At 39.9% G+C, this 25,906-nt stretch carries 22 protein-coding genes; 18 read left to right on the top strand and 4 right to left on the bottom strand.

The genetic code is table 11. The features are described from left to right. Positions 1–156 precede the first annotated feature (156 nt). The 6 genes from PSV17_RS00185 to PSV17_RS00160 all read left to right on the top strand — a co-directional run bounded on the left by PSV17_RS00185 (position 157) and on the right by PSV17_RS00160 (position 10,368). Positions 157–2,082 carry a sigma-54-dependent Fis family transcriptional regulator gene (locus PSV17_RS00185; RefSeq protein ID WP_300478303.1) on the top strand — a complete coding sequence of 642 codons (1,926 nt, stop codon included), beginning with the start codon at positions 157–159 and terminating at the stop codon, positions 2,080–2,082. A gap of 408 nt (positions 2,083–2,490) precedes the next feature. Further along, entirely contained in the window at positions 2,491–5,292 is a 2,802-nt protein-coding gene (locus PSV17_RS00180; protein WP_300478300.1) for an EAL domain-containing protein, read from the top strand. Between the two features lie 177 nt (positions 5,293–5,469). Continuing rightward, positions 5,470–6,942, top strand: a complete 1,473-nt coding sequence (locus PSV17_RS00175) for a helicase HerA-like domain-containing protein (protein ID WP_300478297.1) — start codon at positions 5,470–5,472, stop codon at positions 6,940–6,942. A gap of 34 nt (positions 6,943–6,976) precedes the next feature. After that, positions 6,977–8,662 (top strand): formate--tetrahydrofolate ligase, encoded by a 1,686-nt coding sequence (locus PSV17_RS00170; RefSeq protein ID WP_300478295.1) that lies wholly within the window; start codon positions 6,977–6,979, stop codon positions 8,660–8,662. Positions 8,663–8,674: 12 nt separating this feature from the next. Next, entirely contained in the window at positions 8,675–9,247 is a 573-nt protein-coding gene (locus PSV17_RS00165) for a YigZ family protein (protein WP_300478293.1), read from the top strand. A gap of 86 nt (positions 9,248–9,333) precedes the next feature. Further along, positions 9,334–10,368: an AI-2E family transporter gene (locus tag PSV17_RS00160; RefSeq protein WP_300478291.1), complete on the top strand. Its 1,035-nt coding sequence runs from the start codon at positions 9,334–9,336 to the stop codon at positions 10,366–10,368. A 42-nt stretch (positions 10,369–10,410) separates the two neighbouring features. On the opposite strand, the gene PSV17_RS00155 is transcribed toward PSV17_RS00160, so the two are convergent. The 4 genes from PSV17_RS00155 to PSV17_RS00140 all read right to left on the bottom strand — a co-directional run bounded on the left by PSV17_RS00155 (position 10,411) and on the right by PSV17_RS00140 (position 14,592). After that, positions 10,411–11,076, bottom strand: a complete 666-nt coding sequence (locus tag PSV17_RS00155; protein WP_300478289.1) for a hypothetical protein — start codon at positions 11,074–11,076, stop codon at positions 10,411–10,413. Positions 11,077–11,361: 285 nt separating this feature from the next. Next, positions 11,362–12,327 (bottom strand): M48 family metallopeptidase, encoded by a 966-nt coding sequence (locus PSV17_RS00150; protein WP_300478287.1) that lies wholly within the window; start codon positions 12,325–12,327, stop codon positions 11,362–11,364. Further along, the gene (locus PSV17_RS00145; RefSeq protein WP_300478284.1) at positions 12,324–12,857 is read right to left on the bottom strand and encodes an SH3 domain-containing protein; all 534 of its coding nucleotides are present in this window, start codon (positions 12,855–12,857) and stop codon (positions 12,324–12,326) included. The genes PSV17_RS00150 and PSV17_RS00145 overlap by 4 nt, the downstream gene beginning before the upstream one ends. A gap of 31 nt (positions 12,858–12,888) precedes the next feature. Continuing rightward, the gene (locus tag PSV17_RS00140) at positions 12,889–14,592 is read right to left on the bottom strand and encodes a CHASE2 domain-containing protein (RefSeq protein ID WP_300478281.1); all 1,704 of its coding nucleotides are present in this window, start codon (positions 14,590–14,592) and stop codon (positions 12,889–12,891) included. 192 nt (positions 14,593–14,784) lie between these two features. On the opposite strand from PSV17_RS00140, the gene PSV17_RS00135 reads away from it, so the two are divergent. The 12 genes from PSV17_RS00135 to PSV17_RS00080 all read left to right on the top strand — a co-directional run bounded on the left by PSV17_RS00135 (position 14,785) and on the right by PSV17_RS00080 (position 25,906). Then, complete coding sequence (locus PSV17_RS00135) at positions 14,785–16,104, top strand: DNA recombination protein RmuC (protein WP_300478279.1); 1,320 nt, start codon at positions 14,785–14,787, stop codon at positions 16,102–16,104. Positions 16,105–16,121: 17 nt separating this feature from the next. Then, positions 16,122–16,391, top strand: a complete 270-nt coding sequence (moaD, locus tag PSV17_RS00130; protein ID WP_300478277.1) for a molybdopterin converting factor subunit 1 — start codon at positions 16,122–16,124, stop codon at positions 16,389–16,391. Between the two features lie 58 nt (positions 16,392–16,449). After that, positions 16,450–16,905 (top strand): molybdopterin synthase catalytic subunit MoaE, encoded by a 456-nt coding sequence (gene moaE / locus PSV17_RS00125; protein ID WP_300478274.1) that lies wholly within the window; start codon positions 16,450–16,452, stop codon positions 16,903–16,905. Positions 16,906–16,970: 65 nt separating this feature from the next. Further along, on the top strand, positions 16,971–19,109 hold the full coding sequence (locus PSV17_RS00120) for an AAA family ATPase (protein WP_300478271.1): 2,139 nt from the start codon (positions 16,971–16,973) through the stop codon (positions 19,107–19,109). Between the two features lie 16 nt (positions 19,110–19,125). Next, positions 19,126–19,533, top strand: a complete 408-nt coding sequence (locus PSV17_RS00115) for an RNA-binding S4 domain-containing protein (RefSeq protein WP_300478269.1) — start codon at positions 19,126–19,128, stop codon at positions 19,531–19,533. A 197-nt stretch (positions 19,534–19,730) separates the two neighbouring features. Beyond that, complete coding sequence (locus tag PSV17_RS00110) at positions 19,731–20,051, top strand: MarR family EPS-associated transcriptional regulator (RefSeq protein ID WP_300478266.1); 321 nt, start codon at positions 19,731–19,733, stop codon at positions 20,049–20,051. Positions 20,052–20,105: 54 nt separating this feature from the next. Beyond that, on the top strand, positions 20,106–20,810 hold the full coding sequence (locus tag PSV17_RS00105; RefSeq protein ID WP_300478264.1) for a glycosyltransferase: 705 nt from the start codon (positions 20,106–20,108) through the stop codon (positions 20,808–20,810). Between the two features lie 83 nt (positions 20,811–20,893). After that, positions 20,894–22,165 (top strand): lipid II flippase MurJ, encoded by a 1,272-nt coding sequence (locus tag PSV17_RS00100; protein WP_300478262.1) that lies wholly within the window; start codon positions 20,894–20,896, stop codon positions 22,163–22,165. Further along, positions 22,146–23,090, top strand: a complete 945-nt coding sequence (locus PSV17_RS00095; RefSeq protein WP_300478259.1) for a class I SAM-dependent methyltransferase — start codon at positions 22,146–22,148, stop codon at positions 23,088–23,090. The genes PSV17_RS00100 and PSV17_RS00095 overlap by 20 nt, the downstream gene beginning before the upstream one ends. A gap of 10 nt (positions 23,091–23,100) precedes the next feature. Continuing rightward, positions 23,101–24,147, top strand: a complete 1,047-nt coding sequence (locus PSV17_RS00090) for a hypothetical protein (protein WP_300478256.1) — start codon at positions 23,101–23,103, stop codon at positions 24,145–24,147. 292 nt (positions 24,148–24,439) lie between these two features. Beyond that, entirely contained in the window at positions 24,440–24,988 is a 549-nt protein-coding gene (locus tag PSV17_RS00085) for a hypothetical protein (protein WP_300478252.1), read from the top strand. 75 nt (positions 24,989–25,063) lie between these two features. Further along, entirely contained in the window at positions 25,064–25,906 is an 843-nt protein-coding gene (locus tag PSV17_RS00080) for a class I SAM-dependent methyltransferase (protein WP_300478249.1), read from the top strand.

Here is a 25,906-nt window from a genome sequence, read left to right as displayed (position 1 = left end):
AAAATGGTTTAAAATCAATCAACTATTTTTACTGAGTGATTATTTGCGTAGTTTAGATATTCATTAATTTTTTTATACTTGTGTCAATGTTGAACAAGGTGTTGCGTGACACATGTTCAATACAATTGTTAACCCGAATTGGAAGTTGCTCCATCAATGAATCAAATTTCGATAGATATACCGCATAGCGTTTTACAAGCCAGAAACGATTTCTTAACCAAAGGGAATGTAGAACAAGGCAGCATTGCGGAGGCCATAGAACGCTCTTGGCGTCGTTGCCTTGCTAACGGCGTTAATGTAAATTCCCCATCGAACCTAGAGGTCATCACTGCGCAAGAGCTCGCGCTTAAGCGTGAACAAAATCGCCAATTGCTTTCACTAGCTTTGCCTGAAATGGAAACCCTGAACGAGCAAATTGCACATACGCAAAATATTGTGATTTTGACTGATGACCAAGGGGTGATTTTAAATAGCTTAGGTAGCCATCATTTACTTAGAGAAGAGCAGCGTATTTCTTTATCGCCAGGCGCGTCATGGCGTGAAGATCATCGTGGCACTAATGCTATCGGCACAGTATTGATAGAGCAATCTGCTATGACAGTGCAGGGCGCCGAGCACTTTATGGCTTACCATCATTCGCTTAGCTGTTCCGCGGTGCCTATTTTTGGTGCCAAGAATCAGCTTATTGCCACGCTTGATGTTTCAAATGACTCGAACACCTCGCAGCAACACACACTTGCTTTGGTAAAAATGTCTGCCCAAATGATTGAGAACAGACTTTTTTTAGCCAGCCACCAAAGTGACATTGTTTTACATTTTCATGCGCGACCTGAGTTTATTGGCACCTTGTGGGAAGGTGTTGCTATGTTTACTGAATCTGGGCAACTGGTAGCAACTAATCGTAGCGGGCAATTTCAACTTAGCTTAAATTCACAAAATAACCAGACAGTTGATTTTGAAAATATTTTCGAAATTTCTCTTGCCAATTTACTCAAGCAAATGAATGGTGTCGATAAGTTAATCGTGCCATTAAGATTAAATAACGGCGCGCGACTTTATGTAAAAGTGGAGGCGTTGCAAAAACAGCAGCCAGCTACTGTTACGACTCGTGATGTGAAAAGGGCTAGTGCGGCTAATTTAGATTTATTGAATAGCGGTGACGCTAAAGTTGAGCATGCAATCCTGCAAATTAAAAAAGTGCTGAATCGTGAAATTCCAATTCTGATTCAAGGTGAAACTGGTGCAGGTAAAGAGCTATTCGCCCGCGCGATACACGAGGCCAGCCCGCAACACAAAGGTCCGTGGATAGCGGTCAATTGTGCAGCTTTGCCCGAGGGCTTAATTGAAGCCGAGTTATTTGGTTATGAAGAGGGCGCGTTCACGGGCGCTAAACGTAAAGGTAGTGCAGGTAAAATTGAGCAAGCTAATGGCGGCACTTTATTTTTAGACGAAATTGGTGACATGCCGCTAGCATTGCAAGCACGTTTATTGCGTGTGCTTCAAGAGCGCAAAGTTACGCCTTTAGGCAGTACAAAGTCTATTCCAGTGAATTTTGCCTTAGTGAGCGCCACTAACCAGAAGTTGAAAGAAAAAGTAGCATCAGGCGAGTTTAGAAGTGACTTGTATTATCGCTTAAATGGCTTGAGTGTAGCTTTGCCCGCATTGCGTGAGCGCACAGATTTGCAAGCACTTATCGATGTCATTCTTCAAGTTGAGCAAACGAGTGGGGTTAATATTTCCTCAGAAGTGATGGCTGTTTTTAAAACTCACCCTTGGCCAGGTAATATTCGTCAATTACACAATGTGTTAAGAACGGCTCTAGCACTTGCTGATGGCGAAGAAGTTTCTGAAATGCATCTCACAAGAGATTTTATTGATGAAATGCAAAGCTTAAATTTAGGCAATATTCAACGCTCCAAAATAACCGCGCCGCAAGTGTTGGCTTTAGATGATTTAGCCGAAGATGCCATACGTTCTGCTATGCAGCAACATACTGGCAATGTCTCTGCAGTGGCGCGTCAGTTGGGTATCAGCCGTAACACGTTGTATCGAAAGCTGAAATCAATCGGATTGATCACTTAATTTATTTATTCGTGGTCACGCTTTCCGATGACTGATTAAATAAACATCATGACATATTAGTGAGTTTGTTTTAACTCATGATTCGCGGTTCCTTTATGTCCTTAATATTCTCTGTATTATTCACGCTCCTCTTTTTACCGTTCTAGCGCCCACCTATCCTCGCTTAGTACTTAAATTTTAATCCTGCTCCAGTGGCTATAAGTGTTATTGAACCACTGTAAGCCAATCTCCAAGTGCTTAAGTTATATAATCATGCTTTAGTCTGACTGTATAACTAACTTCCCTAGTATTCTCCAGATTCAATTTAGCTTTATGAGATTAAATGGATTTTTTACGATCTTAATTGTTGAAAAAAACTATACTTAGCTTATTATTGCGCAATCAGTTGTAAATGAATTGTAAATTTATATGATTAATAAAATATCCACAATTTGGCGTTTCATTTTGCCAGTGCTTATTCTTTTAGCGGCAACGCCAGTTGTTTTAATTACGCAACAAACCTCCCAACAGCTAGATAATATTGAGGCTGATGCGCATGAGCAAGCCAAAACTTTGGTTAGGCTCATTAACGTAACGGATGAATTTGTCACAGATAAAGTTGATTTGTCTATGCGTTTGTTAACTGAGCAAAGCTATGCTCTTGGTGCGCCTTCCATAGACGGAGATGTCAATTTGGAGGATAAGATTATTCCTAACCTAATCTTTGGCAGCATTCCAATTACCCATTTTTTTAAACTAGTCGATGAGTTATCGAGCTTAGCGGGCGGTACTTCTACTATTTTTGTAAAAAATGATCATAATTTTGTTCGAGTTTCCACCAATGTTTTAAAAACTGATATGACAAGAGCAACGGGGACTATATTAAACCCTAACAGCAAAGCTTTTACGGCGCTTAGCCAAGGCCAAATATTTCATGGGGTTGTGGACATTTTAGATGAGCCTTATATCACGCGTTATGACCCAATGTATGACACACGTGGCGCTGTGATAGGCGCTTATTACGTTGGCTACAAAGTCGATATGAAAGTGATTCGCGACGCCATACAAAGCAAGAGACAGCTGAAAAGCGGTTTTGCGATGATACTTGATGGTAATAATAAAGTTCGCTTTCATTCAGCACATGTCCCGCTTGCAGAGGCCGAGCGCTTATTCCATACGCAACCAGAAGATTGGATATTTGCGACAGAAGAAATCCCTAATTGGGGGTTTAAGGTAATTGTTACTTATCCAGTAAGCGAGGCGCGCGCACTTGGATTGTCACACTCTTGGTTAGTGATTATCACAGGTGTGTTCTTGGGTACAACTCTGCTTATTATTATTTTATGGCAATTGAGACGTTTGATCGTTAATCCTATTGGAGGCGATCCTGCTTTGGCTATTGATGTTGTGAAACGTATTGCAGATGGTGACTTTGATAATGATGGTTTAGAAGCTAAACCCAATACACTCATGTCAAATGTATTAAGTATGCGCGATAAGTTACGCGAAAGTATCACTGCCTTGAGGGAAAGTTCAGAGAGTATGTTGCTCTCAGCTAGTGTGTTTGAGCATGCCCATGATGGCATTATGATTACAGATGTCGACATGAACATTATAAGAATCAATCCGGCTTTTTCTCGAATTACTGGATATAGCCTTCAAGCCGTGCTGGCAACTCATCCTAAGAATATTGGATTTGTTGTTAATGACCCCAAATTTTTTGAGAAAATACAACAAGAGTCTGAGTATGCGGGTGAGTGGAGGGGTGAGGCAAAAAACTTGAATGATAGAGGCGAAAGCTATGACGCTTGGATAGACATTTTTCCTGTGCGTGATGACACTCGAACGACTACTAACTTTGTCTGTTTGTTTTCGGACATTACAGAGAGTAAAAAGGCCGCAGACGAGATTGAGCATTTAGCTTTTTATGATTCGCTGACGCATTTGGCTAATAGACGTATGTTGATAGACAGATTAAAGCGTGCATTTTTTGCTAGTAAATCTACTGGCAGAGATGGCGCACTATTATTTCTTGATCTTGACCATTTTAAAATGCTTAATGACTCATTAGGTCATGATATGGGTGACTTATTATTGCAACAAGTAGCTGCACGATTAACAGAGTGTCTGCGTGAAGGGGACACTATTGCAAGGGTTGCTCGCTTAGGTGGGGATGAGTTTGTTGTCATGCTTGAAGACTTAAGCATTCATCCATTAGAGGCCGCAGCACAGGCGGAAATTGTCGGTCAAAAAATTCTAGCAACGCTAAATCATCCGTACCAGCTTGCTTCACATGAGTATCACTGCACAGTCAGTATTGGCGTAGCCTTATTTGGCGATCATGTAGATGCCCAAGATGACTTAGTGAAACATGCTGACATTGCGATGTATCAGGCTAAAAGAGCTGGTCGAAATACGATGCGGTTTTTTGACCCGTTGATGCAGGATGCAATAAACACGCGAGCAGATTTAGAACGGGAGTTGCGCAAAGCCATTGATAAGCAACAGTTTCAGCTTTATTACCAAATTCAAGTCGATCAGTCAAATACACCCATAGGTGCCGAAGCCTTAATACGCTGGATTCACCCAGAGCGGGGCATGATACCACCGGGTAGTTTTATTTGTTTGGCTGAAGAAACTGGATTAATTTTACCCATTGGTGAGTGGGTGCTTGATACTGCTTGTGCTCAAATTAAATCGTGGCAGATTGGAGAGTTAACACGAGAACTTACCATTTCAATCAATGTAAGTGCTAAACAGTTTTATCAGAATGATTTTGTAAATCAGGTTCAGGCTGCGGCAGATCGGCATGGTATTAACCCTAGTTTACTTAAGCTTGAACTGACAGAGAGCATGCTACTGGAAAATATTGAAGATACGATTGTCACCATGACAGCACTGAAGGAAATTGGCATCAGATTCTCATTGGATGATTTTGGAACAGGGTACTCATCCTTACAGTACCTAAAACGGCTGCCACTCACACAATTAAAAATAGACCAGTCATTTGTACGTGATATTGCCATTGATAGTAGTGATAAAGCCATTGTGCGGACCATTATTGCCATGGCGAAAAGCATGGAGCTTGAAGTGATTGCGGAAGGTGTAGAAACGAAAGACCAACAAGAACACCTTTTAAAAATACGTTGTAAGCAATTTCAGGGATATTTATTTGGTAAGCCTATCCCCATAGAGGAATTTGAGGCTTCATTAAATGCATACTTGCATTAGATTTATCCTAGCATTAGATTTATTCTTAAGTATTAAGTTAACACTTAGAATTAAGGCTTAAGATATTTGAGTTTCGTGAGCCTTTTTGCGCTCCCCAGCTCTTTTACTTTCATATTACCTTGTGTAGTTTTGTTACAATGTTGCTTCTTCTAGTGCACAAGCCATAGGAATATAAAAATGTCAGAACCTTTACTAATTGCAAAAAATAGTGAAACTTCTAGTTTTCTATTGCCTAAAATGGCTAATCGACATGGCTTGATTGCTGGGGCAACTGGCACAGGTAAAACTGTTACATTGCAAAGTCTAGCTGAACAATTTTCAAACATTGGCGTGCCCGTGTTCATGGCAGACGTAAAGGGCGACCTAGCTGGCATGAGCCAGATAGGCGGCGGTAATCCTAAGGTAGAAGCGCGCGTTCAAGAGTTGGCATTAAATGAGTTTAATTATAAAAAATGCCCAGTGACATTTTGGGATTTATTTGGCGAAAAAGGTCACCCAATTCGCACGTCAATTGCCGAAATGGGACCGTTATTATTGGCGCGTTTACTAAATTTAAATGAAGTGCAAAGTGGAGTGTTGAACTCAGTATTCAAAATTGCCGATGATAAAGGTTGGTTGTTACTTGATTTAAAAGATTTACGCGCAATGATGCAGCATGCGGCAGAAATTGCTGCTGAATATCAAACGAATTACGGCAATATTTCAGCGGCAAGTGTAGGCGCTATACAACGTGCTTTACTAGAGCTTGAAACTCAAGGAGCAGATCAATTCTTTGGCGAGCCAGCGCTTAATTTAGATGATTTGATGCAGACTGATTCGCAAGGGCGCGGTATCGTCAACATTCTAGCGAGCGATAAGTTATTCCACTCCCCACGCATCTACGCAACATTATTGTTGTGGTTGTTATCTGAGTTATTCGAAAAAATGCCAGAAGCTGGAGATTTAGATAAACCAAAATTAGTATTTTTCTTTGATGAAGCACACTTACTATTTAATGATGCACCAGATGCTTTACTGAAAAAGATTGAGCAAGTGGTGCGCTTGATTCGCTCTAAAGGTGTTGGTGTTTACTTTGTTAGTCAAAATCCATTAGATATTCCTGATATGGTATTAGGTCAACTGGGTAATCGCGTACAGCATGCCCTGCGTGCCTTTACGCCACGTGATCAAAAAGCCGTTAAATCAGCGGCAGAAACTTTCAGAAGTAACCCAAAAGTAAATGTTGCTAATGCCATTACTGAGTTAGGCGTAGGCGAGGCATTGGTTTCATTTTTAGATGAAAAAGGTATTCCTACCCCAGTGGAGCGCACTTTTGTTTGCCCACCCGGTAGCCGAATTGGGCCAATTTCAGACGTTGAGCGCACGAATGTAGTCAATACTTCAAACATAGCAGGGTTTTATGAAAAATCAGTAGACCGTGAATCAGCTTATGAATTACTTAAGGCAAAAACAGAGCAAGCTGCCACTGAGGCTAAAACCGATGAAGGATTCGATTGGGGTGGTATGTTCGGCGGCAGTAAAAAATCTGGTAGCCGTTCAGACGGTGTACTAGAGGCTGCAGCAAAAAGCGCCGCTCGTGCGATAGGTTCACAGCTCGGCCGTCAAATTGTTCGCGGTGTGTTAGGCAGTATTCTTGGCGGACGTAAATAATAAATCCGACCGACAGCCTAAAAGGACAGCCTTAATGAAGTCTGATATTGAAATCGCACAAGCTGCAACACTCCAGCCGATTTTACAAGTTTCATCAGAACTCAATCTTGCGAGTGAAGACTTAATTCCCTACGGTCATCTTATTGCCAAACTTAGCGCGGCATGTATTCAAAAACTACAAACTCAAACTGACGGACAATTGATTCTCGTAACGGCGATTAGTCCCACGCCAGCTGGTGAAGGTAAAACGACGACCACAATCGGGCTGACGGATGCGCTGAATCAAGTGTTAGCCAATAAAAATCAACATGCCATGGTGTGTATGCGCGAGCCCTCACTAGGCCCAGTGTTTGGCTTAAAGGGTGGCGCCACAGGCGGTGGTTATTCGCAAGTCGTGCCGATGGAAGACATCAATCTACATTTTACTGGTGACTTTCATGCCATTAGCAGTGCCAATAACTTACTAGCTGCGTTGATTGACAACCATATTTACCATGGCAATGCGCTGGGTATTGACGCCAAAAGTATTACTTGGCGTCGCTGTGTAGACATGAATGACCGAGCTTTGCGCACCATAACATTAGATGGTAATAATAAAGACGGACAATCGTTTGAACGGCAAACGGGGTTTGATATTACCGTTGCCAGTGAAGTAATGGCGATATTCTGCTTAGCAACTACGTTAGAGGATTTGCAAGCACGTTTAGGGCGCATTCAAATAGGTTTAACTAACGAAAATAAGCCAGTGTTAGCCAGTGATTTAAATGCCGAAGGTGCCATGACGGCACTGTTGAAAAATGCATTTCAGCCAAACTTAGTGCAAACTTTAGAACATTCTACAGCGTTAGTTCACGGTGGACCGTTCGCTAATATTGCGCATGGCTGTAATTCAGTTGTGGCAACTAAGGTAGCGTTAAAGCTAGCAGATTTTGTGGTGACTGAAGCGGGCTTTGGCGCAGACTTAGGCGCTGAAAAATTCATTGATATTAAATGCAGAATGACTGGCTTGCAACCAGTAGCTGTTGTATTGGTGGCTACTGTACGCGCACTTAAATATCATGGCGGTGTTGAAGTAGCCTTGTTGAATCAAGAGAATCTGACTGCTTTAAAAAGTGGAATGTCTAATTTAAAAAAGCATATAGATAACCTTAAACAACACTTTGGTTTAAATGTGGTTGTGGCTATTAATCATTTTTTAAGTGATAGCGATGCTGAAATTGCATTGCTACAGACTGAAACTGCCAATTTCGGTGTTAAAGCCATTGTCTGTAAGCATTGGGCGAATGGCGGTGCGGGCGCTATAGATTTGGCGCAAGAAGTCATTAACATGACTGAACAGCCAACTAATAACTTTAAATTGCTCTATCCAAATGAGGTGCCATTGCTAGAGAAAATTGAGACAATTGCTCGGAAAATATATGGTGCAAGCCATATAGAACTGTCTTCGGATGCGCAAGCTACTCTTGTAGAGTTAGAGAAAAACTATAGCCACTTCCCCGTTTGTATTGCAAAAACGCAATACTCTTTTTCATCCGACCCTAAGCTAAGGGGCGCTCCAACAGGGCATATATTAAAAGTCCGTCAATTAAGACTCTCTCGCGGTGCTGGGTTTATTGTGGTCATATGCGGCGATATCATGACCATGCCAGGTTTACCAAAGCAACCAGCGAGTGAACACATTAGTGTGAATCAAGCGGGTAATATTGTTGGCTTAAATTAGTTAGAAGGTACATTGTTAGTTATTACACAAGCAGGTTTCGCAGAGCAAACCATTAATAAATCCCGTTTTATCGCAATGGCGCTAGCCTGTGCTGATGAGCGTGAGGTTGGTCAGGCACTACGTGCATTTGCCTCCAAACATCCAACTGCACATCATTTAGCCTACGGTTTTAGGCTTAAAACAGAGCAGGGTCTCGTGCCACGCTTTTCAGATGCAGGCGAACCTTCAGGTACGGCTGGTATGCCTGTTTTAAAGTTGATTGAAGGTCGAGATTTAATTAACGTATGCGTAGCAGTGATACGTTATTATGGCGGCATTAACCTAGGCACAGGCGGGCTCGCGCGAGCTTACGGGGGCACTGCTAAGTTAGCATTAGATGCCGCTAAAACTGGTCACTTTGTAGAAATGAAGCCTTATCCATTAACTATTACTTACAAGCAAATGGATATGATGACGAATGCCTTACTTAAATGCAATGGCAGTATAGTGAGCAAGGCGTTCAACGACCAAATCGAGCTAGTAGTTCTATTGCCCGTGGATGAATCGGTAAACTTTTTAAATCGCTTTAAGCCCTATGGCGGGTAAATTTACTATTACAAATTTAGCACCAATACTTGTGTGCTATTGTTTAATCTAATCGTTTTTGGAAATCTATAAGGATATAGGGCTGCATGACTAAAACTCCACAACTATTGTCAGCGTCAATTTCCGAAAAAGCGGCTTGGCTTATTGCTGGATGCACTTTAATTTTTGTACTTAAATTTAGTTTACTGCCAGCTTTACTTTCAGGTTTATTGGTATTTGAGTTGGTGCATATCATCACACCTCTTATCGCACGCAGATTTCCTACTAAAAAACCCAGTAACCGCTCAAAACTCTGGGCTGTTGGAATTTTAGTCGTAATCATTGTCAGCCTACTAGCGCTAGCTGGGGCAGGCCTAATGGCATTTTTTAGATCAGATGCAGGGAGCTTGACTGTATTGCTGGCTAAAATGGCTCAGATTATTGAAGATTCGCGAAAAATACTTCCCAGTTGGATAGTAGAGCATTTGCCAGCGGATGCCATAGCTTTTAAAGAGCAAGCTGCGATGTGGTTACGCATGCATGCGGGTGAGCTGCAAGTTGTTGGTAAAGAAGCTGGGCGCATCACGGCACATGTGCTTATTGGTATGATCATTGGCGGTATATTAGCCGTGCGCGACGCCGTAGCCTTAGATAACTTCAAACCCTTCGCTCGTGCACTGGCAGGGCGTGGAGAGTTGTTTAGCGACGCATTTAAACGCGTAGTGTTTGCTCAAGTGCGCATCGCGGCCATTAACACCACATTTACTGGGATTTATTTAGCGATAGTCTTACCACTGATGGGGGTGCAACTACCCTTAGTGAAAACAATGATTGCCATCACATTTGTGGTTGGTTTGATTCCGGTGATTGGCAACTTAGTCTCTAACACCATGATCGTAGTGGTGAGTTTAAGCCATTCATTAGGTGTGGCGATTGCTTCATTAACTTATTTAGTGATCATTCATAAGTTCGAATATTTTCTAAATGCACGCATTGTCGGTAGTCAAATCCGCGCCAATGCATGGGAGTTATTGATTGCAATGTTATGTATGGAAGCCGCATTTGGACTAGCAGGCATTGTTTCAGCGCCAATTTACTATGCTTATATTAAGTCTGAGCTGCGTGCTAGAAACTTGGTCTAAGCAAGTTTCTAGCCTTAAATTCAAGTCTTGAAGCATCTAAACCTAACGTTTTTGTCTTTCATTGATAATTTTGGTTGCTAATTCTTTACCACCCAACCCAAAAGCAATCGCCAAAGCTAAAAAGACAGCCCCGAACATAATTACGAATAACGCGGTAATCAATTGAGTACCGATATCTAATTGCTCTAACGCCACAAAAATCGCAAATATTTGTACTAAATATTCTGCCGAGGTGCTAATTGCCAGTGCACCATCAAACTTAATGCTATGCAGCCAAGCAAAAACAAGGCGATTAATAAACCGACTCAATAAAGTACCAAATATCAACACCACAATCGCTACGATTATTTTTGGTAAGTAATTAGCTAATTGATTAAGCATTAGCGCTATTTCTGTCATGCCTAGTGCATTGGCACCAGTAATCACAAATAGCAAAATTACTAGCCAATAGACTACTTGACTAATAATGCCACTCAATGTGACATCAAAATCATCATTTTTTAAAAAGGTTTCTAAACCTGACTTGCCCGCATATTGATCAAATTTTACCAATTTCAAAATTCGATTTACAGCTAAACGCGCTACTTTAGCCACTAACCAGCCACAAAATAAAATAACAATGACAGCTAATAGCTTAGGAAAGAACATGGCGACTTGCTGCCAGAATTGAGTGAGTGAAAAGATAAATGTATCAATTTGATATTGCATAGAGTGCTCCTAAGATAGATTTTTAGACGTATCTATAACGCTGAAAAATAAACGCTGAAAAATGTTTTTTCCCCTAATTAATGGCTTATTCCATAAACGTTAAATTTATGTTTAGTTCGAATAATTGGGAATGATTATCGCTTAATTGGTAATGAGTCGCAACGGCTGAATTATTTTGCCATTTTAGAAGGGTGTTAATGCTTACTCAATCATCAATGTAAATATTGATGATTGAGTATCGGAAAGAAATTGAGGATTGCAAACAATGAAGCAGATTTCAGATAGCTAGTTCTTAAGTTTGTAGAATCTATTTTCCAGCGTTTTCCCATTGGTCATGTTATCCAGCTTGTTGCCAACAGAGTCTCCTAATGACGCCAATCTTTCATCAGGCAGAGGGTGGGTTTTAAATAGCAAGGCCACGCTATTGTCGTTTGGATTTGTTTGCCCTAATATTTGCAGTATATCGGTTAAGCCAAATGGCTCATAACCAGAGCGTGCCGCGTAGCTTAGGCCTAATCTGTCGGCTTCAAATTCCGCGTTTTTATCTAAACTTCTTGCACTAATTTCAGCACCGCTGCCTATGGCTTTGCTAATGATTTTGTTGTCTTTACCCATTTTACTGCTGAGGAAGCTGGCACCTAAATTCAGAAGCTGTTGTTTTTGCAAAACTTTAAGTTGATGTTTTGCGACTACATGACCAATTTCGTGGCCTAACACACCAGCTAGTTGCGCCTCATTACTCATTTTTCGGTACAAACCTTTAGTTATCATCACATAACCACCCGGCGCAGAAAATGCATTTAAATCATCACTTTCAATGACGCCAAAATGCCAAGGTAAGTTAGGTCTTTCTGACTGTGATGCTACCCAGCGACCTACGGAGTTAACGTACTTCTGTAAAGCCTCATCCTTTACCAGTGGCGCAGCGCCTAGTAAATTACCTGTAATTTCTCGGCCTAGCGCAATTTCTTCCTCTTTACTTGGACTTTTCCAGTTAATGGTTGGTTGAGAGTCTGTCGTTGAAGCATTTGCGGCATTATTTGTTGTAGTTGTTGTGTTTTGACTGTCTGTGGCTGGCGTTTGAGGCGTCTCAGTTTGTCCAGTTTGTTGTTCAATTTGTTTTTTGGCGGCATCTTTTAATGCGTCACCTATATTGAAAGCGGCGCTGGTCATGCTAACAGCCAGTAAACTTGCAAGCACAGTTGATATAAGTATATTTTTTCTGAATTTTGTTGGGCTTGTTAGATTCATTTTGAGCCTCCATTTACCGCTGTTTGATTAGGCACTGCTTTTAAATTAGGAAAAGAGACAGTCTTTAATTTACCAGATTTAGCAAATTGACGGCCTTGTTCTGCGCTTTGGGTATAGCTTTCTAATGTTTTCACTTCCACTTCATTAAATTTTGCGGCTTTAAGTTCTTCTGCACTCAGGCCACGTATGCCTGTAGTAGAAACTACTTGACCAGTTCCAGCGCGACCACTGGCTGCCGCTAATACGCCACCTACTTGACTGCTTGAGCTTGAGCTTCCACGTTTGACTGAAAGTAAACGCACCCAACCTGCGCTTTTCTTTGATTTTACTTGTAGCCAAGCGCCTTTTTTGCTAATGATTTCAAGGCTGTCTCCACGACTTAATGAACCTGTGACCTTGGCATCTGCATATGGCTCGAAGCGAATGCTGTCGTTTTTAAGCGCGCTGCCTTTTTCTGCAGCCATGCTGTTATTCGCTAAAAGCAGTGCTGGAAAGCTTGCTGCGATTAGCCATTGAGTTAATTTTCTCATTTTATGTTGTTCTCTCTTTTTTGCTAATTTTCTAAAGACTATTTTCTAAAACATCTAGTTTAATAATAGCTTGCGCGAATAAGCCGCGCCATTGACTATCCAATGCTTTTTCTGCATTCAGCACGCCTGTATGCTGGGTGTAACGCACAGTAGTATCATTTGGCATACCTGTTTTTTGCACTATGGATTTTAATTGCAAGCCTAGTTGAGTGGCGTCAGCATTCACTTTCTCAGCCTCTATGGCATTGTCATGCGGATAAGCCCAACTTACCGTAATCATATCGGTAAACAGCCCCCAGATGCCACTTTGTGTGCCCTTTAATATTTCAACTGTGGCGGGTAGGGTACAGTGCTGCGAAATGTTGTTTTGCAGCGTTTTTAACATGCTATCGCTAAATGGTACTTCGCTATCAATTACAATCGGCATCAACAATATTGCAGCTCCTTTTTTACCAGACTCAATATCATTAGCTAGCAATCTTTGCATGGCGCGGTCGTTAGCTAATGCATATATTTTTGCCACACTGAAATACATAATCGCCCAAGTAATAGGCCCAGTAATGTCTAGATAAGTATTGGTCAAATTAAGTGCAATGTAAGAAAGACCTAGTAAGGTAATCTGACTGCTACTAAATATCTTGGTGACTTTGTCGCGGTCTACGTTCCGATAAAACGCCAAAGCGGTGAGCCATATCAGCAACAAACTCATCAACACATAAGGCGTTTTACCGCGCCACACATGCAAGTAGTCTACATGTTTAACGTTATCAATTGCGGTAGCTAAAATTTCAACCCCTGGAAACTCTTTGGCCATCGCCGTAGCTTTAATATCAAATAGCGAAGGCGCGGTAGAGCCAATAATGACGATTTTATTAGTAAATTCATTAGGTGCGCGTTTTTTGACTTTACTTGCCATATCCGCATACACATCACTGAAGCTTACGTAAGGATAAGTGAATGCCTTTCCACGCCAGTTAATGAGCATATTTTGTGGTGGTGGAAAGGAATTCATTTGCGCAAAGTTACCTACTGCTAGCGGCAATGATGGTAATAGCCAGCCATTTTCGTTGTGCCAAAGTCGGTACTCACGTGCGATGCCGTCAGCATCTGCGTAAATGTTATGTGTGCCGAGTCGCTTGGAGTTAAGTGCTGCTTCAAAGTGCGGCAATACAATGGCGATAGGTTTTTTAACGATTGAGACAGGCTCGCCATTAACTTCTTTTAATTGACGTTTAATGCCAGGAATCATATCTGGCGTGATTTTGCTTAAATAATCACTGGCTGGCGATAGGCGCAGCATAGGGAAAAACGTATTGTTAGTCCCAGCAATTACGTCATTAAAATAGGTGTCGCTATCAGGGTTATAAACATCTGCATCGCTAAATAAAATATCAAACACAATCGCTTTTGGCTTTTGGCTTTCAATATTCTCTACAAATTCGCCAAAGACTTGACGCGGCCATGGCCAGCGGCCATATTCCTTTGCCATGGCATTGAGAGAGGCTTCGTTAATATCAACAATCACAATGTCTGGATCAATTTTAGCTTTAACGATGCGGTTTTTCACCATTAAATCAAAGGCGCGGTTACGCATATTTTCACCAATGTGAAATAGGCTGGCATCCAGTAAAATTAGTACAGAAAGCAGTGCGCATAAGTACAAATAAAAGTTATTTTGTAGCTTGCGGGTAATGCTAACTAGCCATTGAGTGAAAATTAATTTGAGTTTAATCATGGATAATGGGTCTAAATATTTTTTAAAGAGTTTACTTGTTAGTTGCACTGCTTGAAAGTCTAAATTTACACGCGAAATTCATACGGAGAATTTACATTAAAAAATAGAGCACTAATCAATTTTCTGTTTAATTGATTGTACAAACTAAATTCTAAAAAACGGAGCAATCCGCATCAGGTATAATCACGCCTTATGATACAAATTTTAATTTTAGTAGTAGCTGTTGCTATCTTATTGCTGATGATTTTGCAGATTCTGCGCGTCAATGAGTTGAGTAAAAATACGGTAATTTTGCAGCAGTTAGAAGAAAAGCATCGTGCGATGTTGTTAGACTTTAATGATGGCTTGAATAAATTGGGCGATCGCTTAAGTACGTCTTCCAATGAAACTAGCGAACGGTTGCGCTCTAGCGTAGCGGCTGAATTGCAGGCCACTCGCGACGCTATGCAAGCACTGCAATTGGCGCAGAACAATAGCTTGTCGTTAACGCGTGAAACCGTATTGGAGAAATTGCACATTACCTTGAGTGAGCAAGGCAAGTCACAGCAAGCGCTTATTAACGACACGATGTTGAAGGCGACTACCACGTTAACGCAAAGCATTGAGAGCTTAACAAAAGCTGTGGATGGTCGCTTGGAACAAATCGGCGGCAAAGTTTCTGAGCGTTTGGATGAAGGTTTTAAAAAGACGAATCAAACGTTTGTAGATGTGATGGCGCGTCTTGCAACGATAGATGAAGCGCAAAAGAAAATCGATGGCTTAACAACTAATGTGGTGAGCTTGCAAGAATTACTGGGCGATAAACGAAGCCGCGGTGCGTTTGGTGAGGTGCAGCTGGAAGCCTTGGTACGCAATGTGTTGCCCGTGAATTCATTTGCCATGCAACATACTTTTGAAAATGGCACGCGTGCAGATTGCGCCTTGTTTTTACCTGAGCCAACAGGTACGGTGGCGGTAGATAGTAAGTTCCCGCTTGAAAACTATCACCGTATGTTTGATAGTAAATTGAGTGATATTGAACAATTAGCCGCAGAAAAACAGTTCAAACTTGATGTTAAAAGACATGTAGATGATATTGCTAATAAATACATTATTTCAAATGTGACATCAGATGGTGCGGTCATGTTTATCCCCGCCGAAGCGGTGTTTGCGGAGTTACACGCCTATCATAATGATGTGATTGAATACGCCATGAATAAACGGGTTTGGGTGGTTTCACCCACGACCTTAATGGCTGTACTTAATACCGCACGTGCTGTGTTAAAAGACGTGGAAACACGCAAGCAAGTTCATGTGATTAAAGAAGAGTTAGGCAAGCTCAGTAAAGACTTTGGGCGATTTGATCAGCGTATGAAAAAGCTTGCTGATAACATCCGCCAAGCGCATGAAAATGCACAGGAAGTGCATATTAGCAGTCAAAAAATATCTAGCAGATTTGCCCAAATTGAGCGTGTAGAATTAGCCAATAAACCGCTTGATGTACTAGATATTATTGATGATAAAGAAGATTAAATTAAGTTTATAAGTATATGAAAATTAAAATATTATATTTCGCAAGGCTAAAAGAAACACTTAAGTTTTCTACTGAAGATTTAGAGTTGCAAGATGATGAATTTGCACGCACGCTCACCATACTAAAACTTAAAGCATACCTTGCAAAACGCAATGATACTTGGCAACAAATGTTAATGGGTAAGTTAAAGGTCAGAGGTGCGATTAACCATGAGTTGGTCGATGACAATGCGACAATTGCCGACGGTGATGAAGTGGCTTTTTTCCCACCGGTCACTGGCGGGTAATGAATTTAACAAGTTCCCTTTCCCACAAGGGGGCGAGCGAAATTAACGGTAAATTGTGATGACAGTACGCGTACAGACAGAAGATTTTGATACAGGTTTTGAAATTAACCAGCTACGCAATGCGCGTAAAGATACTGGTGCCGTGGTGAGTTTTATTGGTCAGGTACGTGATTTAAATGATGGCGATACCGTGTCACAATTGACCTTAGAGCATTACCAAGGAATGACGGAAAAGGCCCTTGAGGCGATTGTGAATCAAGCACAAAGCCGTTGGGATATATTCGATGCAGTTGTGATTCACCGTGTGGGGACATTACAACCCACTGACCAAATAGTATTGGTGGCAGTGAGTAGCGCGCATCGTGGTGAAGCTTTTAAAGCTTGCGAGTTCATTATGGATTACTTAAAAACAGAAGCGCCATTTTGGAAAAAAGAAGTGACCAACCAAGGTGAGCGCTGGATAGAAGCTAAGCTTACAGACGATAACGCACGTGAGCGTTGGCATGAAAATTAATAAAAATACCGAAAAATTAATACAAATTTATACGAAATTAACACTTAAATAATTAGCAAGGCACCATGTCAATCACTACCAATTCAACATCAACAAGCTCGACTTTGTTATCACCACAGCAATTAACGCTTAATATTTCTGCTGAGAAATTTAACTTTGCTGATACTTCAGAACTTATCGCCGTTGATAGCAAAAGCGCGCAGCATCAGGCCTGGGTGGCGCAATCAGAGGCTAAAAAGGCGGCTGAATTTGGTTTAAATTTGCAGCAAGCAGGCTTTAATTTACTCGCACTTGGCGAGCCTGGCACTGGTCGCACAACGCTCATGTTAAGCGCTATGCATGAAGCTGCGTCTAAGCAGTCCGCGCCTTCTGACTTAATTGTACTTCATCAGTTTGATAGCAATACTAAGCCGCTGTTTTTAAAGCTGCCTGCTGGTATTGGCACGCAATTGAAACAAGGGTTGGATCAGTTTGTACGTCAATTAGCTAAAGAATTAGCCAACCTGTTAGAAGCTAAAATTAAAGATAACGCGTCGACATTAATTCAAGAGTTTCTGAATGTTCAGATAAGTACGATCAAAACAAATATTCCAAAAATTCAAGCTAACAAGCAACTCACTCAATATTTTGTCTTATTACAAAAAGACATTCTAGATACTTTGGAGGCTTGGCAACCAAGTGCCAGTGCTGATGATAACAATTTAGATGCGCTGTTGAGTGAAGGTTTCTTTGGGCGTTATCGCGTTAACGTGCTGGTTGAGCATGCGGTAAACCAACACGCCCCTGTCATTTACGACAATGACCCAAGTTTACAGTCATTATTTGGCGGCATCGAGAGTGCAGGAGATTCAAGCAATACGCCAGATTTTATGCGCTTAAGAGCTGGTAACTTATTGCGTGCAGATGGCGGTGCATTGTTATTGCATCTGCGCGATATTTTGGCGGATGAACAAAATGGCACTCAGCTACTTGAAAAGTTGCACCGTTTTTTACGCAATGGCACTTTGCAAATTGAAGATTTAACCAGCAGTAGCAGTCAAGGCTCTAGTTTTGTCAGCGCACAAGATGCGATTCCAGTTTCAGTGAAGCTGGTGTTAATCGCAACACGTGAGGACTACTATGAGCTCATTGATGAAAAATATGATTTTTTCAGCTACTTTCCTATCAAAATTGAATTCGCTGAAAAAGTGAAAGCCAACGCAGAAAATTACGCCGCCTATGCCGCATTTATCGCACAGAAATGCCAGCAATTTAACTGTAGCCATTTTACTGCGGATGCTGTTGTGGCCCTATTGCATGCCATGCATAGACTAGAAGAAGATCAAACGCGTATCAGTACTAAGTTTGCTGTGTTAGAAAAACTCATGCTAGAAAGCGCCGCCGCAGCGGAGTTGCGTGGCGCAAAATTAGTTGCGAAAGAAGACGTAAAAGCTGCAATTAACCGTAAATATGCGCGCCATTGCTATATTGAAGCACATGCGCGCGATTCAATTGTCGATAATGAATTGATGATTAACGTGTATGGCGAATCAGTAGGGCAGATTAACGGACTAACGCACATAGACCTTGCGGATGCAAGCTTTGGATCACCAGTCCGAATCTCGGCAAACTGTTATGCTGGTCGTTTAGATGTGCTGACCATAGATCGTGAAGTTTCTATGAGCGGTCCAACGCATGATAAAGGCGTGATGATATTGCAAAGCTGGTTACATACTAATTTTGCACAATTTAACCCATTAAATCTTACGGCTTCATTGGTGTTTGAGCAAGAATACAACGGTGTAGATGGCGATTCTGCCTCATGTGCAGAGTTGTTTGCGTTACTGTCATCACTCGCGCAAGCGCCTATCAAACAAGGCATTGCCGTGACTGGGGCAATGAACCAACACGGTGAAGTATTGCCCGTAGGTGGTTTAAACGAAAAAATAGAAGGCTACTTTAGAGTCTGTAAGGATATTGGCTTAGATGGTCAGCAAGGCGTATTAATACCACAACGTAATTTGCGACACTTAATGCTTAGTGATGAAGTGATTGACGCTGTTAGCAATGGACAATTTCATATCGCCACAATGAACAATGTAGCTGATGGAATATCACACATCACAGGCCATACTTTGCAAGAAATTAATCAACTTGCCGAAGCCAAGTTAATAGCCTTTAAACAAATACTAGAAGATAACTCACCTAAAATATTGACCAAGTAAAACGCCTGCATAAAGAATGTCTAAATTAATAGAAAATGATGACGCGAAATGCCGACTAGATAAATGGCTATGGGCCGCTCGTTTTTTCAAAACCCGCAGCTTAGCCACGGCCGCGATTGAAACTGGCAAGGTTCATGTTGACGGTGACAGAGTTAAACCTGCCAAAGAAGTACACATAGCCCAAATCATTCATATTCGTACCCGAGATTTTGAGATTGAAGTCAGCGTGATTGGCTTATCAAACATCCGCAGAGGCGCGCCCGAAGCTGCACTTTTGTATACTGAAACTCAAGTAAGTATAACTAAACGTGAAAATGCAAAAGTAACAGGTGAAGGCGAGCATGCTATACGTGACAGAGGCGCAGGGCGGCCGACAAAGCGGCAGCAGCGGGATATTAAAAAGTTTACGGGTGGTGTTAACTAATCTAAATCACATATATTTCAGTACTTTTCAACAGTACGAATACTGAAAAATTATTATCAGAAAAATTAGCATTAAGTATCTACTGAAATCAAGTGAAGCTTGTTTTTGTAACTACATATTGCAATAACGTTGTATGTTGCGTTTCGTTTTTGTTAGAATTGCGTTCAGTCCATGAACACTAATTATTTAATTCACATATGTTAACTGATGAATTCAAGTACAAAATATTAAAACTGATTGAGGATGATTCTGAAATTAGCCAACGTGAGCTTGCAAAAGCATTAGGAGTTAGTTTGGGTAAAACAAATTTTTGTTTAAGAGCTTTGATTGATGTTGGATTAATAAAGGCTACTAATTTTCGTAATAGTAAAAATAAATTAGCTTACATTTATTTACTTACCCCCAGTGGCATCGAGGAAAAAACAAAAGTCACTTTAAGATTTTTGAAAAATAAAATATTAGAATATGAAAAGCTGGAAATAGAAATTGAAGTAATTCGTAAAGAGTTGGCAGGTTAGCATTACTGAATTTCTGCCAGTAAGTGGGCGTTAAAGTTAATAAGGATAAATGTTATGAGTTCCAAGCTTTTAAAGGTTTTTATAGGATATGACCAAGTTGAAAGTGTTGCTTGGCATACTATGGCACATTCTATTCTTACCAGAAGTTCTCAGCCAGTATCAATAATTCCAGTAAATTTAACTAATTTAAAGGATATATATACTCGTGAACGTGACCCTAAACAGTCAAATGAATTTTCTTTCAGTCGCTTTTTAGTTCCATACTTGAGTGATTATGAAGGATATGCAGCTTTTTTTGATTGTGACATGATGTTACGTACCGATATAAATGAAATGTTTAATGTCGCTAAGCAAGATCCTGGTAAAGCAGTTTATGTCGTCAAGCATGACTATGAGCCAAGAGATGACATTAAATATCTTAATAATGTTCAATACAAATACCCTAAAAAGAATTGGTCTTCAGTAGTGTTATGGGATTGTTCACATCCTGCAAATAGAGTAGTAACTCCAGATTTTGTTAATACCGCTACCCCAATGGACCTTCATCGATTTACTTGGCTTAAAGATGATGAAATCGGTGGTTTGAATGTACGTTGGAACTGGTTGGTAGGCGAGTACGATCAGCCACCTGCTGATGTAAAGAACGTTCACTGGACTGTTGGGGGGCCATATTTTGAAGAATATAAGAATGTGGATTTTTCAGAAGAGTGGTTTGCGGAAAATAAAGAAATGGCTTATTGCCTGCAACGTCAGAAATGATAGCAGTAATTATTGTTTCTAATATTCGTGTTGATATCCAGAATTATTAGTAAAAATCAAACTGAGTAAAGTAGGTAAAATATTTGAAGCAGAGTTTAAATATAGGCATTGTTGTTACTATACAACTCATTGCTACATTTACAGCACAATTGCTTGTCATTCGAATGGTTGGTGTTGGACATGAAACTGATGCTTATATTGCTGCTCAATCTCTACCGGCTGTTTTATTTGCCATTATTAGCACAGCATTACAAAGTGTATGGTTGCCAAAGTTAGCTATTCTGAATAAAAATTTTACTGAATGGCGTAATCAGCAATCTATTGCTCAAAGTCAGGCTTTGCTTTTAGGTGGTGTTATGTACCTATTTGTTTGGCTAACCAGAGGATTTTGGGCAAAATTACTATTCCCGGGTTTTCTTTCACATCAATTAGAGCTAACAACTCTTCTTGTTGGCCCATTGCTTGTAGCTGCTGGATTTAACACTCAAACTTCATTGTTGATTATTGCACTTCGAGCTAGAAGTCTTTTTGTTGTTGGTGAGCTAATTTCCATGTTAGGAACGGTAGTATCTTTATTGTTGATGATAATGTTTATTCCACATTACGGTATCGAGAGTGCAGCATGGATTGCAACTTTACGCGCTGTTTTGGTGTTCTTAATGCTTTATGGTATTGCTGGGTGGCCAAGAGTTAAGCTTAAAGTGGGAATAGCCCAAAGAGATACTTGGAAGCAAATGTGTCCTATTTTATTTGGCGCAACAATTTACAAAACCTCCCCATTGATAGATCGCTTTTGGATTTCACAAGCGCCTATAGGATCCATGACTATTTTTGGTTTAGCTCAAACCGCAATGAGTGCGATTTCCACAATCATGGAGAAGGTGATAAGTATGCCGTTAACACCTACCATGGCAAGGTATGTTGCAGAAAATGATTACGCTGGACTTAAAAAAATATATTTAGGTGGCTTAAAGCACGTAAGTATTGGAGTGTTATTAGTATTTTCCGCGCTCATAGTTGTATATCCAATTTTTGCTGACTTAATGAGATTGGTTATTATATCGTCTCCAGAAACAGCTATGTCTATTTGGCTAATGCTTGTTTTGCTGTTGGGTTATCTCTATGGCGCTATTTCAGGTTCAATTCTGGTAGCAGTTTTTTATGCTTTAGGTGATATGAAAACGCCTATGCATATAGGCGTTATTGGATTTTTGTTAGGGGTTGCATTAAAGTCATTGGGATTTATATTTTTCGGACTTTATGGTTTAGTTGCTGGGACTTCTGTGTATTATTTGGTGAATGCACTCTTTATGTATTTTATTTTGGAGAAGAAGATTGTTATCAAGTTACCCTGAAAATATAACTCTAGAATCAGTTTCATGTCCAAACGGCTGTCATGTGAATGATATTTTAGTCTTCTCTGGACATGATAGATTGCATGGAATTCCTGGATATTTTAATGTGGTTCAGTGTGTAACTTGTGGATTAAAAAGAACTAATCCTAGACCCACGGCTGAAACTATAGGGGCTTATTATCCTGATGACTATGCACCTTACCTTGTGGTTGATAAATTGCCATCTAAAAGGGGTGGTGTGATCAAAAAGTATTTAAGATCGCTATTAGGACTTGATGCGCGAAAGATACCGTCTTTAGCCCCTGGAAAGATGTTGGAGTTGGGTTGTGCTTCTGGGTCTTTTATGGAGGAAATGCTTAGCCAAGGATGGAGTATAGAGGGTATTGAGTTTTCTGATACTGCAGCTGAAGTGGCGAGAGAGAAAGGTTTTATTGTTCAGACGGCTACTTTAGAAAATGCAAAACAACCAGAACAACTATTTGATGTAATTGTAGCTTGGATGGTATTGGAGCATTTGCATGCTCCAATACAAGTGCTTAGTAAATTACGTAATTGGGTTAAACCTAATGGCTATTTAATTGCTTCAGTGCCTGATGCAAATTCTTTAGCTAAAACTATTTTTAATAAGCGATGCTATGATTGGCAATTACCTACACATTTATTTCATTACACGCCTAAGACTTTGGAATTTGTTTTAAATAATTCAGGTTGGAAATTAGAAAGAGTTGTTTGGCAAAAAAACTGCATGACGTTGCTTTCGAGTGCCGAATATTGGGCCAATGATTTCAATCATGCCAAAACTCTTCAGGTTATTAGATGGATGAAAACTGCATCTTCTGCTGCATATCTAAGGATGATGTTGGGTTGGTTGCTAGGAGTTACACGGCTTAGTGGGCGTATTGAAATATGGGCAAAACCTAAGTAAGAGAATATAAATGGATATTGTTTTTTGGCCACACATTAGAAATAAAAAGGTTGCAAGTTATCGATTACGTTGTTTGCAAATTGTTGAGACTCTTCAGAAAAGAGGGCTTAGTGCTGGTTTCTATCATACACGCGTTCAGCCAAAAGTATTGGTGCTTTCTAAGCGTTATGATGCACGTACTCTCAAAACGGCGATAAGCTTACGAAGTAAATATGGAGCTAAATTGGTTTTAGATATATGTGATAACCATTTTTACTATGACAATAATTCTAATATTTGGTCTGACCGAGCAGGGTTGTTAAGAGATGCAATACTAGCAGTTGATGTTGTTATATGTTCTTCAGAAGCTCTGGCAAATATAGTATTGCAAGAGATCTCAATTAAAGCTATTGAAGTTAAAGTGATAGGGGATTCAACAGAACTGCCATTTGAGCCGGATTTTTTTACTAAAATTTCCCATCCATATTGTGAATTGGAACTGTATTTTTACAAGAAAAAACTTAGGTCATTACATATTCAAAAGGGAAGAAAGTTGATATGGTTTGGCAATCATGGAGGTAATAATGCTGCTGGAGGTATGGAAGACATTTTATTAATTAAAGATCAATTATTAGCGCATCATAACTTTTCACCAATTTCTTTAACCATTGTGAGTAATAGTAAGAGTAAGTATAAGGATATTGCAAAACAACTTTCTGTACCCTCTATTTACGTCGATTGGAATTACTATACGTTTAGTAGAGTTATGTTTAATAATGACATTGCAATAATTCCAATCAGTGTTAATCCTTTTACTATATGTAAGACTAATAATCGATTAGCTACTGCTATTGTTCATAATTTGCAAGTTGTAGCAACTAGCATCCCGAGCTATGAGGCATTCAGAGATGATGTTGTTCTTGATGATTGGTTAGATGGTATGGAGTCTTTTATGTTAAATCAAGAAAATAGAGATCAAGGAATAAAAGAGTGCAAGCTAATTCTGGAGCAAAACTTTTCTCTTTCTAAAGTTGTTGATAGTTGGCAAGAGTGCTTGTTAGCTATTTCTAAGAATTAGTATTATGTTACTGAAGAGGAGAGTAATTTTTTGTGCAAATCATATATCACTTATTATCGCAGTTAATTTGGCAGATAAAGATAAACGAACAACTAAAACAATAATTTTCTACGACCCAATTAGGTGTGATGTGACTAGATTTAACAATTTCAACTTGATTCCATATTCTAGATGTACTTTTATTACCTATCTATTTAAAAGCTGTTTCGTTCCACCATTTGAAATATGCGTTCCTCATTTTAGAGGTGGTCGACTGATAAGGACTTATTCAAAGTACGCAAAAAAATTGTCTGTGATAGATGATGGTCTTGATACTTTCAGAGAGTTTCCAAGAAATATTGTCGTTTCAGATTTTAAGTCAGACAGCAATTATTACACCTTCAATTATGATGCTAAGCTTGCCACATGGCTTAGCGGGTTTAACTTGATTAATGTGTGTGAACTTGAAGAGATTGCTAGAAGTAGTAAACAAAAAATAGATCTAAGTGATTTTGATGTGGTTTTAGTAGAGTCGCCAGGTATTGGGTCAGTAATATTGCCTGATTTAAGTGCTTCAAGAGTCCTTTTAGTGAAGCATTCTAATCCAAATAAAAATGTCAAAGCCTTTGAAAGCTGTCCGTCTATTATAGGATCTGATTTTGCACTTGAAGATTCGATTAAAACATATCAAGGTACATTAATAGTAGGGGAGAGTATGACTGCGGTTTATGCGTTGCAGTTAAAATCACCCAACTTTAAATTATTAATAGCTATAAATGAAGATAATAAGAAGAATTTAACTTCATTTCTAGATTTAGTAGGTAAGACAAGTTTTGCTAAGCTTTTAGTTGCAAAAACATGATTGATGTTTGTTAGTGGTTTTTTCACTACACTCTTGTTGAACAGTAGTTTGATTTTAATTAAGGATTGTAATGTTATGAGTTTCTCAAGAGTAAAAGGTTTTATCTTAGGAAAAATACGGAAGTTTCAGAAAATATCCCTGGCAAAGAAATTACCACTCAATGGTTATAAGCCTGGGCTCAAAAGTTATGTGGATAATTTGTCTGATGAAGACTTAAGTGAATTGAATGGCCTGCTGGATTGGAATAGCTTTATTTCAGATGCAAATGGTCGAAGGTTTGGTATGGTTGCTTGGGGTTCTAAACGTATTGAGCCACAAGAAATACCCGATAAGCGAATTGTAGCGATGCATCAGCGGTTTAATTTAAACGGTCAACACGTACTTGAGGTTGGATGTTTTGAAGGCGTTCATACACTAGGTTTACTGCAGTACGCTGGCAAAGTAACGGCTGTGGATTCTAGAATGGACCATGTCGTAAAAACCATAGTGCGTTGTGGAATGCATGAAAAGAGCCCTGCTGTTTTTAAATGTGATGTTGAATTAAAATCTCAAGATTATTCTTTACTGGCTTGTGATTTTATCCACCATGTAGGTGTTTTATATCATTTGAGAGATCCAATAAGCCATTTGCTGGCATTGAAGCATTACGTAAAAAAGGGTGTCATGCTTGATACTCACTATTCTTTATCTGAAGAAGCTGACAGTTCATATATTGTTGATGGTCGAGAGTATTCGTATAAGCGCTATATGGAATATGGCAAGAAAGAGTCTTTTTCTGGAATGTATGACCACTCTAAATGGTTGTTGCTAGATGATATTGTTGCTTGTTTAAAACAATGCGGATTTGATAATGTGGAAATCGTTGAAAAACGCTCGGAACGAAATGGGCCGAGAGTGTTACTTTACGCATCAACTTAA

Origin of the sequence: Methylotenera sp., assembly GCF_029946165.1 — a bacterium.
GTDB lineage: Bacteria > Pseudomonadota > Gammaproteobacteria > Burkholderiales > Methylophilaceae > Methylotenera.
This window is presented reverse-complemented; position numbering and strand designations above follow the sequence as displayed.

Coding starts and splice junctions, on each gene's coding strand:
- moaE (WP_300478274.1), top strand. CDS start 16,450: ATGACAGTACGCGTACAGACAGAAGATTTTGATACAGGTTTTGAAATT.
- PSV17_RS00160 (WP_300478291.1), top strand. CDS start 9,334: ATGACTAAAACTCCACAACTATTGTCAGCGTCAATTTCCGAAAAAGCG.
- PSV17_RS00180 (WP_300478300.1), top strand. CDS start 2,491: ATGATTAATAAAATATCCACAATTTGGCGTTTCATTTTGCCAGTGCTT.
- PSV17_RS00105 (WP_300478264.1), top strand. CDS start 20,106: ATGAGTTCCAAGCTTTTAAAGGTTTTTATAGGATATGACCAAGTTGAA.
- PSV17_RS00145 (WP_300478284.1), bottom strand. CDS start 12,857: ATGAGAAAATTAACTCAATGGCTAATCGCAGCAAGCTTTCCAGCACTG.
- moaD (WP_300478277.1), top strand. CDS start 16,122: ATGAAAATTAAAATATTATATTTCGCAAGGCTAAAAGAAACACTTAAG.
- PSV17_RS00170 (WP_300478295.1), top strand. CDS start 6,977: ATGAAGTCTGATATTGAAATCGCACAAGCTGCAACACTCCAGCCGATT.
- PSV17_RS00120 (WP_300478271.1), top strand. CDS start 16,971: ATGTCAATCACTACCAATTCAACATCAACAAGCTCGACTTTGTTATCA.
- PSV17_RS00185 (WP_300478303.1), top strand. CDS start 157: ATGAATCAAATTTCGATAGATATACCGCATAGCGTTTTACAAGCCAGA.
- PSV17_RS00140 (WP_300478281.1), bottom strand. CDS start 14,592: ATGATTAAACTCAAATTAATTTTCACTCAATGGCTAGTTAGCATTACC.
- PSV17_RS00090 (WP_300478256.1), top strand. CDS start 23,101: ATGGATATTGTTTTTTGGCCACACATTAGAAATAAAAAGGTTGCAAGT.
- PSV17_RS00115 (WP_300478269.1), top strand. CDS start 19,126: ATGTCTAAATTAATAGAAAATGATGACGCGAAATGCCGACTAGATAAA.
- PSV17_RS00080 (WP_300478249.1), top strand. CDS start 25,064: ATGAGTTTCTCAAGAGTAAAAGGTTTTATCTTAGGAAAAATACGGAAG.
- PSV17_RS00110 (WP_300478266.1), top strand. CDS start 19,731: ATGTTAACTGATGAATTCAAGTACAAAATATTAAAACTGATTGAGGAT.
- PSV17_RS00150 (WP_300478287.1), bottom strand. CDS start 12,327: ATGAATCTAACAAGCCCAACAAAATTCAGAAAAAATATACTTATATCA.
- PSV17_RS00135 (WP_300478279.1), top strand. CDS start 14,785: ATGATACAAATTTTAATTTTAGTAGTAGCTGTTGCTATCTTATTGCTG.
- PSV17_RS00175 (WP_300478297.1), top strand. CDS start 5,470: ATGTCAGAACCTTTACTAATTGCAAAAAATAGTGAAACTTCTAGTTTT.
- PSV17_RS00155 (WP_300478289.1), bottom strand. CDS start 11,076: ATGCAATATCAAATTGATACATTTATCTTTTCACTCACTCAATTCTGG.